At 64.8% G+C, this 16543-nt stretch carries 17 protein-coding genes, 1 pseudogene and 1 riboswitch; of the genes and pseudogenes, 4 read left to right on the forward strand and 14 right to left on the reverse strand.

Annotated elements, in window-relative coordinates; translation table 11 throughout:
- Nucleotides 1-46: 46 nt before the first annotated feature.
- The 3 genes from boxC to QX128_RS09835 form a co-directional block, all read right to left on the reverse strand.
- Nucleotides 47-1735 (reverse strand): 2,3-epoxybenzoyl-CoA dihydrolase, encoded by a 1689-nt coding sequence (gene boxC / locus QX128_RS09825; RefSeq protein WP_315801604.1) that lies wholly within the window; start codon nt 1733-1735, stop codon nt 47-49.
- A 95-nt stretch (nt 1736-1830) separates the two neighbouring features.
- Nucleotides 1831-2634 (reverse strand): alpha/beta hydrolase, encoded by an 804-nt coding sequence (locus tag QX128_RS09830; RefSeq protein ID WP_316237355.1) that lies wholly within the window; start codon nt 2632-2634, stop codon nt 1831-1833.
- 177 nt (nt 2635-2811) lie between these two features.
- A complete protein-coding gene (locus QX128_RS09835) occupies nt 2812-4350 on the reverse strand; it encodes a benzoate-CoA ligase family protein (RefSeq protein WP_316237356.1) in 1539 nt (512 codons plus the stop codon).
- Between the two features lie 109 nt (nt 4351-4459).
- On the opposite strand from QX128_RS09835, the gene QX128_RS09840 reads away from it, so the two are divergent.
- The 3 genes from QX128_RS09840 (at nt 4460) to QX128_RS09850 (ending at nt 6120) form a co-directional block, all read left to right on the forward strand.
- Nucleotides 4460-5380: a helix-turn-helix transcriptional regulator gene (locus tag QX128_RS09840; RefSeq protein WP_315801607.1), complete on the forward strand. Its 921-nt coding sequence runs from the start codon at nt 4460-4462 to the stop codon at nt 5378-5380.
- Between the two features lie 127 nt (nt 5381-5507).
- Nucleotides 5508-5858, forward strand: a complete 351-nt coding sequence (locus tag QX128_RS09845; protein ID WP_315801608.1) for a PilZ domain-containing protein — start codon at nt 5508-5510, stop codon at nt 5856-5858.
- Between the two features lie 4 nt (nt 5859-5862).
- Entirely contained in the window at nt 5863-6120 is a 258-nt protein-coding gene (locus QX128_RS09850; RefSeq protein ID WP_316237357.1) for a hypothetical protein, read from the forward strand.
- Between the two features lie 2 nt (nt 6121-6122).
- Here the strand turns inward: QX128_RS09850 and QX128_RS09855 are convergent.
- The 5 genes and pseudogenes from QX128_RS09855 to QX128_RS09875 form a co-directional block, all read right to left on the reverse strand.
- Nucleotides 6123-6491 (reverse strand): annotated as a pseudogene (locus QX128_RS09855) (hypothetical protein); the annotation flags it as partial.
- Between the two features lie 143 nt (nt 6492-6634).
- Nucleotides 6635-7840, reverse strand: coding sequence for an arginase family protein (locus QX128_RS09860; RefSeq protein WP_316237358.1), 1206 nt, complete (start codon nt 7838-7840; stop codon nt 6635-6637).
- A 40-nt stretch (nt 7841-7880) separates the two neighbouring features.
- Nucleotides 7881-8654 carry an ABC transporter ATP-binding protein gene (locus QX128_RS09865; protein WP_315801611.1) on the reverse strand — a complete coding sequence of 258 codons (774 nt, stop codon included), beginning with the start codon at nt 8652-8654 and terminating at the stop codon, nt 7881-7883.
- Nucleotides 8654-9475 carry an ABC transporter permease gene (locus tag QX128_RS09870; protein WP_315801612.1) on the reverse strand — a complete coding sequence of 274 codons (822 nt, stop codon included), beginning with the start codon at nt 9473-9475 and terminating at the stop codon, nt 8654-8656. The genes QX128_RS09865 and QX128_RS09870 overlap by 1 nt, the downstream gene beginning before the upstream one ends.
- A 146-nt stretch (nt 9476-9621) precedes the next feature.
- On the reverse strand, nt 9622-10692 hold the full coding sequence (locus tag QX128_RS09875; RefSeq protein WP_316237359.1) for a putative urea ABC transporter substrate-binding protein: 1071 nt from the start codon (nt 10690-10692) through the stop codon (nt 9622-9624).
- Between the two features lie 74 nt (nt 10693-10766).
- A riboswitch (guanidine-I (ykkC/yxkD leader) is annotated at nt 10767-10868 on the reverse strand.
- 218 nt (nt 10869-11086) lie between these two features.
- Here QX128_RS09875 and QX128_RS09880 point away from each other — a divergent pair.
- Nucleotides 11087-11449, forward strand: a complete 363-nt coding sequence (locus QX128_RS09880; protein ID WP_316182025.1) for a hypothetical protein — start codon at nt 11087-11089, stop codon at nt 11447-11449.
- A 33-nt stretch (nt 11450-11482) separates the two neighbouring features.
- Here QX128_RS09880 and QX128_RS09885 read toward each other — a convergent pair whose 3' ends face one another.
- The 6 genes from QX128_RS09885 to QX128_RS09910 all read right to left on the reverse strand — a co-directional run bounded on the left by QX128_RS09885 (nt 11483) and on the right by QX128_RS09910 (nt 16480).
- Nucleotides 11483-11782 carry a hypothetical protein gene (locus tag QX128_RS09885; RefSeq protein ID WP_315801615.1) on the reverse strand — a complete coding sequence of 100 codons (300 nt, stop codon included), beginning with the start codon at nt 11780-11782 and terminating at the stop codon, nt 11483-11485.
- Nucleotides 11783-11820: 38 nt separating this feature from the next.
- A complete protein-coding gene (locus QX128_RS09890; RefSeq protein ID WP_316182027.1) occupies nt 11821-12525 on the reverse strand; it encodes an ABC transporter ATP-binding protein in 705 nt (234 codons plus the stop codon).
- Nucleotides 12526-12541: 16 nt separating this feature from the next.
- Nucleotides 12542-13312, reverse strand: coding sequence for an ABC transporter ATP-binding protein (locus tag QX128_RS09895; protein ID WP_316182028.1), 771 nt, complete (start codon nt 13310-13312; stop codon nt 12542-12544).
- The gene (locus QX128_RS09900; RefSeq protein WP_315801617.1) at nt 13305-14252 is read right to left on the reverse strand and encodes a branched-chain amino acid ABC transporter permease; all 948 of its coding nucleotides are present in this window, start codon (nt 14250-14252) and stop codon (nt 13305-13307) included. Before QX128_RS09900 ends, QX128_RS09895 begins: the two co-directional genes overlap by 8 nt.
- Complete coding sequence (locus QX128_RS09905) at nt 14249-15166, reverse strand: branched-chain amino acid ABC transporter permease (protein ID WP_315801618.1); 918 nt, start codon at nt 15164-15166, stop codon at nt 14249-14251. The genes QX128_RS09900 and QX128_RS09905 overlap by 4 nt, the downstream gene beginning before the upstream one ends.
- Nucleotides 15167-15310: 144 nt before the next feature.
- Nucleotides 15311-16480, reverse strand: a complete 1170-nt coding sequence (locus tag QX128_RS09910) for an ABC transporter substrate-binding protein (RefSeq protein ID WP_316237360.1) — start codon at nt 16478-16480, stop codon at nt 15311-15313.
- Nucleotides 16481-16543 lie beyond the last annotated feature (63 nt).

A 16543-nucleotide genomic window follows, 5' to 3' on the forward strand; every position in this document is an offset into this window, starting at 1 on the left:
ATGAGCCCGTCATGGCCGGGCCAAGCCCGGCCATGACGGATGATAACTACACGCGCGTCATGTCGTATTGCGGCCGCTCGCCGGTGCCGTAGCGCCGGAGCGCGCCCTCCTCGCCGACCGCGTTGGGGCGCTGGAAGATCCAGTTCTGCCAGGCGGTCAGGCGAGCGAAGATCTTCGATTCCATCGTCTCGGGACCGGCGAAGCGCAGATTAGCCTCGAGGCCGGTGAGACTGTCGGGGGAGAAGCTGGCGCGCTCCTCGAGGAAGACCCGGATCTCGTCCTCCCAGTCGATATCGTCGAGCGCGAAGGTGACGAGGCCGAGCTCCTCGGCCTCATCTGCCTCCAGCGGCTTGCCGACCTGCTCGTGCACGCGCTCGAGCCCGTTGGGATCGTCGAGGAAGCGCGACTGCAGCCGGGTCAGACCGTGGCTCATCGGATAGGGACCGAAATTCATCGCCGACAATTCGATGGAAGGCGCCGGGCGGTTGTCGCCCTGGATGGTGCCGATCAGCATGTAGGAGCGGTCGGAGGCGAACACGAGCTCGGCCAAGGTGCCGGCGAAGCACGAGCCGGGCTCGACCAGCGTCACCAGCGTGCGCGACGTGACGTCGATGCGCTTGAGCACGCGCTTCCAATAGTGCCTGATCTCGTTGACCAGCCAATGCGCCTTGTTGGCTTCGAGGAAGGCGTCGTAGGCCAGGACCTGGGAGTTCTCGCCCTGCGACTTGAACACCAGCATTGCGATGCCGAGTTCGTTGATGCGCAGATGCAGGATGGCGTCATCGAGCTCGCGCGCGACCTGCAGCGGCCAGAACGAGGCGCCCTGCCCGATCATGCCGTCGATGTCGGCCGGCGGCGCGGCCTCGGGAGCTGAGACCGTGATGGTGGCGATGCGGGCGGCGCGGTCGATGTCGACATTGACGAAGCCGTAGCGCACGCTGCTCGCGTCAATGATGCGCTTGAGCGGCGTGAGCGCGACGCCCTTGCCGCTGCCGTTGCGCTTGGATGCGGCCGCGAACTCCCTGGCGCGCTCGGCGACCTTGGCGTCGACCTTGGAGTTCGGCGCGATCTCGTCGACGAGACGCCATTGCACGGCGCGCTTGCCCTTGACGCCCTCCTCCGTCGTGCAGAACGCGTCCGCACGGTCGCGGCGCACCTTGCGCTTGTCGACGACGCGCGTCAGGCCGCCGGTGCCGGGCAGCACCGCGAGCAGCGGCACCTCCGGCAGCGACACTGAAGACGAGCCGTCATCGGCGAGGATGATGTGATCGGTGGCGAGCGCGAGCTCATAGCCGCCGCCGGCCGCGGTGCCGTTCACCACGGTGATGAAGCGCTGGCCGGAATTCTCGGATGAATCCTCGAAGCCATTGCGGGTCTCGTTGGTGAACTTGCAAAAGTTCACCTTGTGGGCGTGGGTCGCGCCCGCGAGCATGCGGATGTTGGCGCCGGCGCAGAACACGCGCGGCTTGGCCGAGCGCAGCACCACGACCTTCACTTGCGGGTGCTCGAAGCGCAGCCGCTGCACGGCATCTGCAAGCTCGATGTCGACGCCGAGATCATAGGAATTGAGCTTGAGCTGGTAGCCCTCGAACAGGCCGCCATTCTCGTCGACATCCATGGCGAGCGTCGCCACCTCGCCGTCGATCGAGAGCTTCCAATGTTTGTAGCGGGAGGGATCGGTCTGAAAATCGATGAACGTCTTGCCTCCCGCGAGCACGCGGTCTTCCCCGGCCATGAGTCACCCTTCGTTGGAGTGCTTATCGTTGAGATGCACAATAATTCATGTTATGGCTGGCGTCTACCGTTAAATGCCAGAACATGCACTTTGTTTCATGTTTGTGATGCCGGTGACGGCAAGGTGGCTGCGGCGAACTGGGCGATAACGCGCAGGGTCGCCTCGGGCGCCTCGCGATGCGGGGAATGGCCGGTCTTGGGCAGCATCGTCACCTCGACCGGGCAGTAGCACTCCTCCTGGAGGATCTCGACCTGGCGGACGGTGCCGTACTGGTCATCGACGCCCTGGATCACGGCCACGGGGACGCGGATGTAGGCGAGGTCAGCCGTGATGTCCCAGGTCCGGAACGCCGGATCGAGCCAGGCGCCGTTCCAGCCATGGAACGCATTGTCGACGTCCTTGTGCCAGCGGCCGAGCTTGGTGCGCAGCTCCGTGGTTTCGTAAGTTGTCTTGATCGCGGCGATCGACGACACCGAAACGTCCTCGACGATGACATGCGGCGCGATCAGCACGATACCCTGGAGGCGATGGTCGGCGTGGCTGCCGGCATAGATCGCCGCGATCGAGGCGCCGTCGGAATGGCCGACGAGAAGACCGCGCCGGAAGCCGATCGCGTCGAGCAGCTTCGGCAGGACATCGCGCGCCTCGCGCTGCATGTAGTCGAGCGGGCGCGGCAGAGTGACCGGGCTCGAGGCGCCGTAGCCGGCGCGGGAATAGGCGAGCACGGAGGCGCCGGTGGCCTGTTGGAGCTTGTCGGGGAAGTCGCCCCACAGGCCGACCGAGCCCAGCCCTTCATGCAGCAGCACGATGCAAGGGGCGTCGGACGGCTGCGGGCCGATGAGACGATATTCGAGCTGGGCGGAGTCGATGGTGAGGAAGCCGTTCGGTGAAAGCTGCACGGTCACTCTCTCCTTCGTCATGCCCGGGCTTGACCCGCCTGCGCGGCCGAAGCCGCTTCGACGCGGCGAAGGCCCGGGCATCCACGCCTTTCTTCGTCGCGGCGGGATGGTTGGCCGGGTCAAGCCCGGCCATGACGACAACTAAAAGCAGGGCCAACTTACGGGCAGGAAGACCAATTACTGGCTCGCCCCCTCGCGCAGCTTGAAGCGCTGGATCTTGCCGGTCGCGGTCTTCGGCAAGGATTCCACCACCTCGATCCAGCGCGGATATTTCCACGGGCCGATCTTCTGCTTGACGTGTTCCTTCAGTGCCTCGTGCAGGGTCGAGCGATCGACGCTCGGGCGCAGCACGACATAGGCCTTCGGCTTCAGCAGGCCCTCCGGATCGGCTTCCGGCACCACGGCGGCCTCCAGCACGGAGGGATGCGTGATCAGCGCGCTCTCGACCTCGAACGGCGACACCCAGATGCCGGAGACCTTGAACATGTCGTCGGAGCGGCCGCAGAAGGTGTAGCGGCCATCGGCATCGCGAACATATTTGTCGCCGGTGCGCGTCCAATAGCCCTCGAAGGTCGAGCGGGTCTTGTGGCGCTGATTCCAGTAGCCTTCGCCAGCCGAGGGCGCGTGCACCAGCATCTCACCGACCTCGCCGTCCGGCACGCCCTCACCGGCCTCGTTGACAAGACGAACCTGATAGCCCGGCACGGGGCGCCCCGATGAGCCGTATTTGATGTCCCCGGGCACGTTGGACAGGAAGATGTGCAGCAGCTCGGTCGAGCCGACGCCATCGAGAATGTCGACGCCGAACCGCGCCTTCCAGGCATTGCCGACCGATTCCGGCAGCGCCTCGCCGGCCGAAGTGCAGATGCGCAGAGCGCTGCCGGCCTTCTCATGGCGCAGCGACTCATCGTGCAGCATCGCGGCGAACAAGGTCGGCACGCCGTAGAAGATGGTCGGATTGTAGCGGTTGAGGAGCTTGAACATCAGCGCCGGCGTCGGACGCTCGGAATTGAGGATCGTGGTTGCACCGACAGAGAGCGGGAAAGTCAGCGCATTGCCGAGGCCATAGGCGAAGAACAGCTTTGCGGCTGACAGACAGACATCGCTCTCGCGGATGCCGAGCACCTGGCTGGCGTAGGTCTCCGCCGTCGCGGCGAGATTGCCGTGCAGATGGCGCACGCCCTTGGGCATGCCGGTCGAGCCCGACGAATACAGCCAGAACGCCGGCTCGTCCTCGTGGGTGGCGACCGTGTCGAACTGATCGCTCTCGCGCGCGAGCTCCTCGGTGAGCAGCTTGTGGCCGAAGGCATTGGCGCCGGAGACCACGACGCAATCGAGATCGGGCATCCGGCCGACAATGTCCTTCACCACCGGATACAGCGCCTCGGACACGAACAGCACGCGGGCGCGGCAGTCGGCCAGCACATAGGCGTATTGCTCCGAGGTCAGCAGCGTGTTGAGCGGCACCGGGACGATGCCCGCGCGCATGGCGCCAAGAAACACCGCGGGGAAATCCACCGTATCGAGCATGATCATCGCCACGCGCTCCTCGCGGCGGACGCCAAGGCGACGCAGCATGTTGGCGACGCGGCAGGTCTGCTGCTGCAAACCGCGATAGGTCAGCTCGGAGACCGTGTCCGTGTAGGCGAGCTTGTCGCCGCGCCCCGCCTCGACATTGCGGTCAAGCAACCACGATACCGCATTGTACGACTTCACGGCATTCTCCCCGGATTTTTGAATTATAATTCATACAAGGCCACCAACATCGCTTGCTGTCAATCCTCCCCGGCATTATGTTTCCTGCTCAAAAGAGTACCTCAGGGATATGACGCCACACAGCGATGCCCCGCGCGACGACGGCCAGTCCGCGGCCGAGACCGATTTCCTCGACCAGCTGGGCCAGCGGGTGCGGCGGATGCGCGGCCTCGCCGGCATGTCTCGCAAGGTGCTGGCCGAGGTCTCCGGGATTTCCGAGCGCTACATCGCCCAGCTCGAGAGCGGCAAGGGCAATGTCTCGATCGTGCTGCTGCGCCGCATCGCCAACGCGATCAACGCGCCGCTCGACGACATCATCCCCGGCGGCGAGCCATCGCCGGACTGGCCAGTCATTCGCGATCTCCTGAAGAAGGCGAGCCCGAGCCAGATCGCCGAGGTCAAGGAGCTGCTTGCCGGCGGCGCATCGGCGCCGCTGCGGCGTTCGTTCTCGGGCATTGCGCTGATCGGCCTGCGCGGTGCCGGCAAGTCGACGCTCGGCAAGATGCTGGCGGCGCGGATCGGCTGGAGCTTCGTCGAGCTGAACAAGGAGATCGAGCGGCAGAACGGGCTGTCGGTTGCCGAGATCATCGCGCTCTACGGCCAGGAAGGCTTTCGCCGCATGGAGCAGGCCGCCCTGGTGCAGCTGCTGGCGCGCAAGGAGCCGATGGTGCTGGCGACCGGCGGCGGCATCGTCTCTGAACCGGTGACCTTCGACCTGATCCTGACCTCGTTCTACACGATCTGGCTGAAGGCCGAGCCGGAGGAGCACATGGGGCGCGTGCGCAAGCAGGGCGACCTCCGCCCGATGGCCGACGACCGCTCGGCGATGGCCGAGCTGCGCAACATCCTCGCCAGCCGCGAGCCGCTGTACGCAAGGGCCAACGCCGTCGTGGATACAGCGGGCCTGTCGGTCGACGCGGCCGCCGCGCGGCTGGGTGAAGCTGTGAAGCCGGTCATCGCCAAAGAGGCCAGGATGTTTGCGCGAGGGTGAACGCGCGCAACGTCAATGCCGGCACATCCCGGCATGCGTTAACCACCGCCGTCATTTTCATACCGCCGATGGTGGCCACACACCCTCCGATTGCTTAATAGATCGTTAAGTGACTGGAGGACGTGTCATGGACAACCGTCGCAACGAGGCCCGCCAACGCGTCTACTATGGCGGCGTTCTGACATTCAACGCCGGCTGCTCGACGCTCGCCTGCGTCGTGCGCAACTTCAACAACCGAGGCATCAAGATCGAGTTGGAAGGGAGCGTGCTGCTGCCCGACCGCGTCGACGTCACGATCGAACGGCGCGGATGGTCGCGGCCGGCCCGCATGGTGTGGCGCGACGGTGCCGGCGCCGGCCTCGCCTTCGACAAGGAGAGCGAGGTCGTCTCGCTGGAATGGGCTCGCACGCTGCGCGACCGCGAACGCACCAACAAGCGGCTCAAATCCCGCCTCGAACAGATTCTGTCGGGGTACTGAGCTGATGTCCGAGGTCTCGCGAGACCGAGACGACCTGCTGCTTGCAGGTCCCGATGCGCCGCAGAGCCCCGCTCGCGCTGCCGAGCGCCGGCCGCGGCTGGCGTGGCTGCGGCGCGTCGCCCTCCTGCTCGCCGCTCAATATGTCATCGTGCTGCTGATCGGCGTCGCAGCGGCGTCCACCGTGCGATCCTATGTGCTGCCGGAGGTCGTCGACCGCTTCGAGGCCCTCGCAGCGGCGCTCAAGCGAACGCCGCTGCGGTAAGCTCATTCCATTTCCCGCAGCTCCGCGTAGGTGAGCGGCTTGAGGCTGGCGCCATCGAAATAGACGAAGCGCAACCGGCGGCGGCGGGAGACGAAGTTCGACGGCAGCGGATCGTAGCGGAAGGTGCCGCCGCCGAGATGCGGCGTCAGGCTGCCGACATCGGTCAGCGCGTCGATCTCGACGCGCAGCAGCTTGAGGCTCGTGCCGTCGCGCAGGATCTCGAACGGAACCCGCGCCAGCCGCAGGAAGCTGGTCGGATCCGGCGCGGCGATGAAGCCGTCGACAAAGGCAGCCTCGACCTTGTCGAGATCCGGTTCGGCCGCCGCGGCGGGCTTGGCGCCGTCCGGTTGATGCGGCGTCTGCCACTGTACCGGCGAGCGGCCGCCGTGGGGATGGTTGTGACCGGGACCGTGCGGGGGGTGATCGTGGTCATGGTGGTGATCATGATCATGCGCATGGCCATGATCGTGATGATGATGGCCGTGATGGTGGTGATGATGACGCATCGCGAGCCTCAGAAGCTGACCGGCTTGTTGATGATGGACTTGTGGCTGCCGAGCTTGCCGTGGGCGACCATCGAGCCGAGCGCCTCGACGACGACGCGCACGCCGATCAGCGCGGTGATGTCCGAGGTGTCGTAGGGCGGCGAGACCTCGACCACTTCGAGCCCGCACAGGCCCTCGGCGGCGACGAGGCCGAGCAGCTTCAGCGCCTCGCGCGGCAGGAAGCCGCCGGGCTCGGGCCAGCCGGTACCGGGCACGAAGCCGCAATCGATGGAGTCGACGTCGAACGAGATGTAGACGGCGTCGGCGTCCTTCCACGCCAGCTCGAGTGCGATTTCGGCGGTCTTCTCCAGGCCGATCTTCTCGATGTCGGCGATGGTCAGGACGTTGGTATTGCGCTTGCGCGCGACCTCGACGCCCTCGCGCGGCACCTGCCAGCCGCCGATGCCGAGCTGCACCAGATTGGTCGGCGACACGTTCGGCAGATTGGTCGCCCAGTACCAGGGCGTGGTGTGCATGCGCTCGTCGAGATCCTTCTCCTGGATGTCGATGTGGCGGTCGAAATGGATGATGCCGATGCGCTTGTCGGTACATTCAGCGATGCCGCGCACGCAGGGAAAGCCGATCGAATGGTCGCCGCCGAGCATGATCGGCAGCGCCCCGGACGAGAACACATGCGCGACGCCGCGGCTGATCTGGTCAAAACTCTTTTCCAGATTGGCGGGGATGGTGAAGACGTCGCCGGCATCGCACAGGGTCATCTGCTCGCGCAGGTCGACGCCGAGCTCGTAGTTGTAGGGCGTGTACAGCGCGGAGATGCGGCGGATGCCCTGCGGCCCGAAGCGGGTGCCGGGCCGATAGGTGGTGCCGGAATCGAAGGGGATGCCGATCACCGCGGCGTCGTATTTGCCGACGTCGCGGACGTTCTCGACATACGGCGCCTTCATGAAGGTGTTGATCCCGGCGAAATGCGGCAGCTCGCCGCGCGCAAAGGTCGGGATCTCGCGATCCGTCAGCGTGTCGGCGCCGGGCAAACCCATGTCGAGCGCCCATTGCTTCTCCCTGCGCCAGCCGTTGCTCGGCAGCCTGCCCTCGGCCTCCAGCGCCTGCCAGCCTTGCGTCGCCATCTTGTCGAAGTCCGGATGGTGACGCCGCATGAGCCGGCGCTGCGCGTGCAATCCGGCGCGGTGCGACCGGCGCATGAGTGGGAATGACATGGAGACTCTCCTTCGTTTCTTTCGACGTTTCTTGAACTGACTATTGCGCCGCCTGCAGGCTGGCGCGGATGAATCCGAGCACCGGCACGGCGCTGTCGCGGGTGAGATCGAGGTCGTAGGTGATGCGCGCGCCGAAGCGCTCGGGCGCCTGCGGATCCTTGCGCGGGCGGTCGAGCGCGATCAACCGGGTGGCGAGGCCGAACGCCTCCTTGATATCGTGGGTGACCATCACGATGGTCATGTTGTGCTCGCGCCACAACGGCTTGATCAGCCCATGCATCTGCGCACGCGTGCCGGGATCGAGCGCGCCAAAGGGCTCGTCGAGCAGCAACACGCGCGGCTGCTTCGCCAGTGCCTGCGCGATCGCCAGCCGCTGCTGCATGCCGCCGGACAGCGCGCTCGGATATTTGTCGCGATGCTCGGCCAGGCCGACGGCCTCGATCAGCGCGCGGCTCTTCTCCATCGCCTCCTTGCGCGCCGACCCGAACAGCCGCGCCGTGAACGGGCTGCCGGCAAGCTCGTAGCCGAGCAGCACGTTGCCGAGCACGGTCAGATGCGGGAACACCGAGTAGCGCTGGAACACGATGCCGCGGTCCGGCCCCGGCTCGGCCGGAAACGGCTGTCCATCGAGCAGCACCGCGCCCTGGGTCGGCCTCTCCTGGCCGAGGATCAGGCGCAGGAAGGTGCTCTTGCCTGCACCTGAAGGGCCGACGATCGACAGGAAGGTGCCGGAGGCGATTTCGAGATTGATGCGCTCGAGCACGACCTGGTTGCCATATTCGACCCAGACGTTGCGGAAGGACAGCGTGCTCATCAGCGGCTCCCTCGCGCATAGGCCCAGGGAAAGGCGCGCCGTCCGAACCAGACCAGCGCATAGTCGAAGATGTAGGCGAGCAGCGTGATCCAGACGACGTAAGGCAGGATCACGTCCATCGACAGATAGCGCCGGACCAGGAAGATGCGGTAGCCGAGCCCGACATCGGAGGCGATCGCCTCGGCCGAGATCAGGAACAGGAAAGCGGGCCCGATCATGAGCCGCAGCCCCTGGATCAGGCGTGGCATGATCTGCGGCAGCACGACGCGGATCGCGACCTGCCAGGTCGAGGCGCCCAGGGTCTGCGCCTTGATCAGCTGCTCGCGCGGCATGTTCTGCACCTCGAGCGAGAGGTCGCGCACCAGGGTCGGCGTAACGCCGATGATGATCAGCACCACCTTGGACAGCTCGCCGAGGCCGAACACGATGAACAGAACCGGCAGCACCGCCATCGGCGGGATCATCGACAGTACCGCAATCAGCGTGCCGAAGCCGGCGCCGGCGATCGGAAGCAAGCCGATGGCGAGTCCGAGCACGAGGCCGATGACGGCGGCAATGCCGAGCCCGAGCGCGAGCCGCTGCAGGCTCGCGGCCGTGTCCGACCACAGCACGTAGTCGCCGGAGCGACGATCCGGCTCGGTCGCGAGCCGCTTCGAGGTCGCGACCATCTCGGAGACCGGCGGCAGCAGCTTGTCGTCCGGATTGTCCGCACGCCGCTGCGCCGACCCCACCACGTAGATCAGCGCGATCAGCAGGAACGGCAGCAGCGCCAGCAACAGCCGGCTGCCCCGGTTCGGGACGACGTTCATCGCACGCGTCATGGATGGCTCCCTAACTCCTCATGGTGAGGAGGCGCGCAGCGCCGTCTCGAACCATGAGGCCCACCTCGGCCTCACCCTTCGAGACGCTTGCTGACGCAAGCTCCTCAGGGTGAGGGGTGACACGAGTTGCGCAGCGGACAGACGGCTCAGAGCTTCCCGTCGGTGGCCATCTTCATGAAGGTCGGATCGAAGCGCAGCTTGACATTGCCGGCCGCGCCCAGCGTCTTCGTTGGCGTGGAGATGCCGACCGCGTCCTTCGACTTCACGTTCTCGCCAAGCAGGTTGTGATCGAAGCAGAAGGTGCGCACGAGATCCATGATCTTCGGCAATTCCGGTCCGGTCACGAAGGCGAGCGCGTCCTTCGGCTCATAATACATGAACGTGGTCTTGAGCTGGGTCTCGAAACCGGCGAGATCGGTGCCCGACAGCTTGGCCATGGCCTCGCGCGCGGCCTTGCCCTTCTCGCTCTGGTCCTTCATCAGCGCGATGGTCTCGTACCAGATGCCGACCAGCGCCTTGCCGAGCTCGGGATTGTCCTTGAGCGTCGCACTGTTGACGACCATGAGATCCTCGATCTCGCCGGGGATCTTGCTGGAGTCGAACACCAGCGTCGCGCCAGGCTCGGCCTTCACCTCCAGCAGCTGCGGATTCCAGGTGACCACGGCCGTCGTGTCCGGCGACTTCGCGGCGGCGACGATGTCGGCGTCCGAGGTGTTGACCGTCTTGATGTTCTTCTCGGACAGCTTCGCGGTCTCGAGACCGCGCGCCAGCAGATAATGCGACACCGAGAGCTCGACGAGGTTGACCTTCTGGCCCTTGATGTCGGCCATGGTCTTGCCCTTCTTGAGCACGACGCCGTCATTGCCGTTGGAGTAGTCGCCCATGATGATGGCCGACGTGTCGACGCCGCCGGCAGCGGGGATGGTCAGCGCATCCATGTTGGTGACGGTGACGCCGTCGAACTTGCCGGCGGTATATTGGTTGATCGATTCGACGTAGTCGTTGATCTGCGTGACCTTGATCGTGATGCCGTATTTGTCGGCCCACTTCTTGACGATCCCGGACTCGGCCGCATAGGGCCACGGCATCCAGCCGACATAGATCGTCCAGGCGATGTTGAATTCCTTCTTCTTCTCGGCTGACGCTGATGACAGCGACGCGGTCGCCAGCGTCGATGCCGCGAGCAGGGCAACAAACAGATTTCGCGCTTTGAACATGTCCAGTCCCTCATCGGTTTTCTGACCGCGGACTGGCATGAAGAACCTCGTGCCTGCCAAGCGCGGCCACTGAGGTCTCCCGGGTTTTTATCCCGCCGTGCACCAGGGCTCTCCCCTGGCGGCTGCTCTCGGACCAGCGTTCTCGACCGAGAACCGGAACCCTAGCTGCCAACTCTGAGCAACTGGAAGAGCAATCCGCGTGCCACGGAAAATGCTTGCGATTCAACGGAACAAATCACAGCATATGCTCAAAAAGACGGCATCACGAATTCATCTTAGGCGATGAGGATCGTCGGCGCTCGGCGGCCATTCATCAGTGGCATGAACCGGTGGCCGAGCGCGAACGACCTCATCAGGTCGGCACGTCCGGTGCTGTGTTGGGAGTCTCGTTGTCATGATCAAGTTGTCAGGGATCGCAATGGCAAGCATGCTGGTCGTGAGTCTTGCGTCCGGAGCGGCCATGGCGCAGAGCGCACCGGCAGCGGATGCGCCGGCCCAGCCTGCTCCCGCCGCAACTCCCTCTCCGACGCCAAGTCCCTCCCCTGCCGCGGCGGCACCTGCTCCGGCGCCGGCAGCCACGACCGAAAAGCCGGCCGAGACAAAGCCGGCCGCCGATGCGGCCGCCACGAAAAAGAAGAAGCGTACCAAGACCACCCGGCAGGAAGTCGAAGACTCCCTGCGCAGCGGCAAGGTGCCCTCGCGCTATCGCAGCCGGGTGCCGAAGGAATACCAGAAGTACATCCCGTTCGACCGCTGAGCGCGGAGGCGGCGATGCGCAGATCGGCGGCGCCTAGGTTGGCGGCGTCATCTTGACGATGATTCCGACGATCAGCATGAAGGCGAGACAAAGCGCCGTCTCGAGGTCGGAATGAGCAGACCAGAAGCTGCGCAGACTGGCCGCGGCCTTTTTCGGTGCTTCGATTCGGAGATGAGGCGCACGCATTTGCTCAACCTTTGGTAAAGGGTGAAACAAAGTACTACCCTGAAGAATGATCCCGTCCACGCCGCGCCTCAATGCGAAAAATCGGCGCACGCCAGCACGACTATGAAATCTACGCCCCTCGCGCGACGCGATCTTGATTTGAGTCAATCCGCTTCCACGTCGTCATAGCCGGCAGCGCTCCGCCCTCAGATACCGAGATAACGGTGCTGCAGCTCCGGCTCGGCCATCAGTTGGTCCGATGTGCCGTGCCACACCGTGCGGCCACGCTCGATGATATAGTGGCGGTCGCAGATGCGGGTCAGATGCTCGACATTCTTGTCGATCACCAGGATCGACTGCCCGCGCGATTTCAGCAGCGACAGGCAGTTCCAGATCTCCTCGCGGATCAACGGCGCCAGCCCCTCGGTCGCCTCGTCGAGAATGAGGAGTTTTGGGTTGGTCATCAGCGCCCGGCCGATCGCCAGCATCTGCTGCTCGCCGCCGGAGAGCTGGTTGCCCATGTTGCTGCCGCGTTCGGCGAGCCGCGGAAACAGCGCGTGGATCTTGTCGAGCGTCCAAGGATCGGACGCGCCGAGCCGGTTGGCCGAAGCCGCTACGAGATTCTCGGTGACGGTCAGATTCGGAAAGATCTGCCGTCCCTCCGGCACCAGGCCGACGCCGAGCTGGGCGATCCTGTAGGACGGCAGCTTTCGCGTCTCCTGGCCGCTGAAGCGGATCAGGCCGGCGCGCGCCTGGGTCAGGCCCATGATCGAGCGGATCGTGGTGGTCTTGCCCATGCCGTTGCGGCCCATCAGCGAGACCATCTCGCCGGGACGGATCGCCAGCGACAGGCCGAACAAGACCTGACTCAGGCCGTAACAGGTCTCGATGCCGTCGACCTCGAGCAGCATGGCGCTTGTCCCCAGATCAACCATGGCCGACCACCACATGCTGATCGCCGAGATAGGCACGCTTGACCTCCTCGTTCTGCCGGATCTCGTCCGGCTTGCCCGAGGCGATGATGCGGCCATAGACCAGCACCGAGATGCGGTCGGCGAGCGCGAACACCGCCTCCATATCGTGCTCGACCAGCACGATCGAGACCTCGTCGCGCAGCTCATTGAGCAGCTTCACCATGCGCTGCGACTCGGTCACCCCCAAGCCGGCCATCGGCTCATCGAGCAGCAGGAGCTGCGGCTTGGTCGCGAGCGCGACCGCGAGCTCCAGCTCGCGCTGCTCGCCATGGCTGAGCTTCGAGACCAGCACGTCGGCGCGATGGCCGAGACCGACGCGCTCCAGCGCGGCGTGCGCGGCGGCGCGCAGCGGCTTGTCCTTGCGCGCGGCTGCGAAGAAACGGAACGAGTGCTTGCCGTCATGGGCTTGCGCCGCCAGCGCGACATTGTCGGCCGCGGTGAAGTCGGTCAGCAGCGAGGTGATCTGGAACGAACGCGCCAGCCCCAGTGCGCTGCGCTTATAGGCGGGGAAATGCGAGATGTCGCGGCCGCCTAAGAAAATGCGCCCCGCATGCGGCGCCAGGTGGCCGGTGAGCTGGCTGATCAGCGTGGTCTTGCCGGCGCCGTTCGGCCCGATGATGGCGTGGATCTCGCCCTTGGCAACGTCCAGGCAGACATGATCGGTGGCGACGATGCCGCCGAACCGGCGCACGAGATTGTCGACGCGAAGCAGCGACTCAGCCACGGTTCAACCTCCCGAGCATGCCCATGATGCCGCCGCGGCCGAACAGCACGATCAGGAGCAGCAGCGGCCCCATGATCAACGCCCAATATTCGGTGATCTGCGACAGCACCTCTTCCAGCACCAGGAACACCACCGCGCCGACGACCGGCCCCATCAGGGTGCCCATGCCGCCGAGGATGACCATCACCATGAGATCGCCGGAGCGGGTCCAGTACATCACGGCAGGGCTGACGAAATCGGTATTGTTGGCAAGCAGCGCACCGGACAGGCCGCACAGCATGCCGGCGATGACGAAGCACGCCAGCTTGTACCGCTTCGACGGGAAGCCGATCGCCTGCATGCGCTGCTCGTTGGAGCGCAGGCCCTGCAGCACGAGGCCGAAGCGCGAATTGACGATGCGCCAGATCAGCACCACGACGGCAAGCAGGCAGCACAGGCAGAGATAATAGAACTGCACGCGGTTGCCGAGGTTGATCAGGCCACCGAAATCGCTGCGCTTGTAGACGGTGAGCCCATCATCCCCGCCGTAACGGGCGAGGCCGGACGCGACGTAGTAGGCCATCTGCGCAAAAGCCAGCGTGATCATGATGAAATAGACGCCGCGGGTGCGCAGGGAAAGCGCACCGATCACCAGCGCATAGAGCGCCGACACCGCGATCGCCACCGCGAACTGCGCCCAGCCGGAGCCGATGCCTTCCTGCGCCAGGATGCCGACGGCGTAGCCGCCGATGCCGAGATAGGCGGCATGGCCGAAGCTCATCATGCCGCCATAGCCCATGATGAGGTTGAGGCTGACGGCCGCCAGCGCCAGGATCACGATGCGGGTGAACAGCGTGAGGATGAAAATGTTGCCGGAGAGGTTGGAATAGACCGGCAGCAGCACCAGGCCGGCCACGACGAGTGCGGCCACGAGGCTTGAGACGTTGAGCTGTGATTTCATCTGCGGTTGGCCGGAAACAGACCTTCAGGCCGCGCCACCAGCACGATCGCCATCAGGAGATAGATCAGCATCGACGACATCGCCGGCGCCGCCGTGGACGCCGCCGCCGAGTTCAGCACCTGGCGCAACAGGTTTGGCAGGAAGGCGCGGCCCATCGTGTCGATCAGGCCGATCATGATCGCGGCGATGAAGGCGCCGCGGATCGAGCCGATGCCGCCGATCACGATCACGACGAAGGCAAGGATCAGGATGTTCTCGCCCATGCCGATCTGCACGGTCAGGATCGGCGCCTGCATCAGCCCGGCGAGGCCCGCGAGCGCGGCGCCGAGGCCGAACACCAGCGTATAGAGCAGCTTGATGTTGATGCCGAGCGCACCGATCATCTCGCGGTTGGAGGCGCCGGCGCGGATCAGCATGCCGATCCGCGTCCGCATCACCCCGAGATAGAGCAGCAGCGCCACCAGGAGCGCCACGACGATGATGGCGAGCCGATAGGCGGGATATTGGATGCCGGGCAGGATCGTGACCGGGAAGGCGAGCCAGGATGGCAGCGGCAGCGCCAGTCCCGCCGGGCCCCAAATCAGCCGGACGGCCTCGTTGAAGAAGAGGATCAGGCCGAACGTCGCGAGCACATGGTCAAGGTGATCGCGCCCATAGAGATGGCGCAGTGCCGTGAATTCGAGCACGATGCCGAGCAGAAGCGTGGCTCCGAGCGCCATGACGGCGCCGAGCACGAAGCTGCCGGTCCAGGCCACGAAGGTCGCCGCGAAATAGGCGCCCATCATGTAGAGCGAGCCGTGGGCCAGGTTCACGAAGTCCATGATGCCGAACACCAGCGTCAGGCCGGCGGCCAGCAGGAACAGCAGCAGTCCGAACTGCAGCCCGTTCAGGAATTGTTCGACGACGAGAAGCATGCCCCTCACTTCACGCTCAAAAAGACGGCGGCAGAACCCGTTCCAGGCGCTGCCGCCATGTCCGTCCCGATCTTAGGCCGGAGATGTTTTAAGCTTCAAGCAAATTCCAGGCCTGTTTCGTCCCTGGCTCGGAATTCTTTTCGCTCACTTCATCGGGCACTTGTCGTGGAAGCGGTCCTGATCGTTCTCGACGATGGTGGCGACCGTCTTCAGCGAGAGCTGGCCGTCGGTGTCCTTGACCACGTCCTGCAGGTAGAAGTTCTGGATCGGGATGTGGTTGTTGCCGAATTTGAAGGAGCCGCGCAGCGACTTGAAGTTGGCCTTCTCCATCTCGGCCTTCATCGCGTCCTTCTTGGACGTGTCGCCCTTGACCGCAACCACGGCGCTGTTGATCAGCTGGGCCGCGTCATAGGCCTGGGCGCCGTAATAGGTCGGACGCAGGCCGGTGTATTTCTTGCGGTAGTCGGCGACGAACTTCTTGTTCTGCTCGTTCGGCAGGTCGTTGACCCATTCCTGGGCGCCGGGCACGCCGATCGCATTGTCCTTCTGCAGCGGCAGCGACAATTCGTCGACGGTGAAGGCGGTGTAGAGCGGCATCTTCTCCTTGAGCCCGGCCTGCGCGTATTGATTGAGGAACTGCACGCCGGCCGCACCTGGATAGAACACGAAGATCGACTCGGCGCCGGAGGCGCGCGCCTTGGAGAGCTCGGCGGAGAAGTCGAGCTGGCTCGGCCACACCGTGTATTCCTCGCCGACGACCTGGCCCTTGAAGGTGCTCTTCACGCCGGCCAGCATGTCCTTGCCGGCGGCATAGTTCGGGCCGATCAGGAACACCGACTTGACGCCCTTCTGGTTCATGTAGAGGCCCATCGCGGCGGGCGTCTGGTCGTTCTGCCAGGAGGTCGAGAACACGTAAGGCGAGCACAATTCGCCGGCGAGCTGCGACGGGCCGGCATTGGCCGAGATCAGGAAGGTCTGGGAATCCACCGCGGTCTTGAGCGAGGCCAGGAGCACGTTCGACCAGATGTAGCCGACGATGAAGTCGACCTTGTCGGACTGCACCAGCTTCTCGGTCTTCTGCTTGCCGACGTCAGGCTTCTGCTGGTCGTCCTCGTAGATCACCTCGACCGGCTTGCCGTCGATCTTACGGCCGAGATGGTCGAGCGCGAGCTCGAATGAATTGCGCATGTCGTTGCCGATCACGGCCGTCGGACCGCTGAACGTCGAGACGAATCCGATCTTGATGGTGTCGCCGGCAAAGGCCGTGCTCGAAAACAGCAGCGCCGTGGCGCTCGCCAGCCAGAAGCTCTTCATGGTCTTCCTCCCCTCAAACAAATCGTTCTTATCGTTGTTTCGTCGCCGCGACGCAGCAGCACG

The organism is Bradyrhizobium sp. SZCCHNR1015, assembly GCF_032489875.1.
Taxonomy (GTDB): domain Bacteria; phylum Pseudomonadota; class Alphaproteobacteria; order Rhizobiales; family Xanthobacteraceae; genus Bradyrhizobium.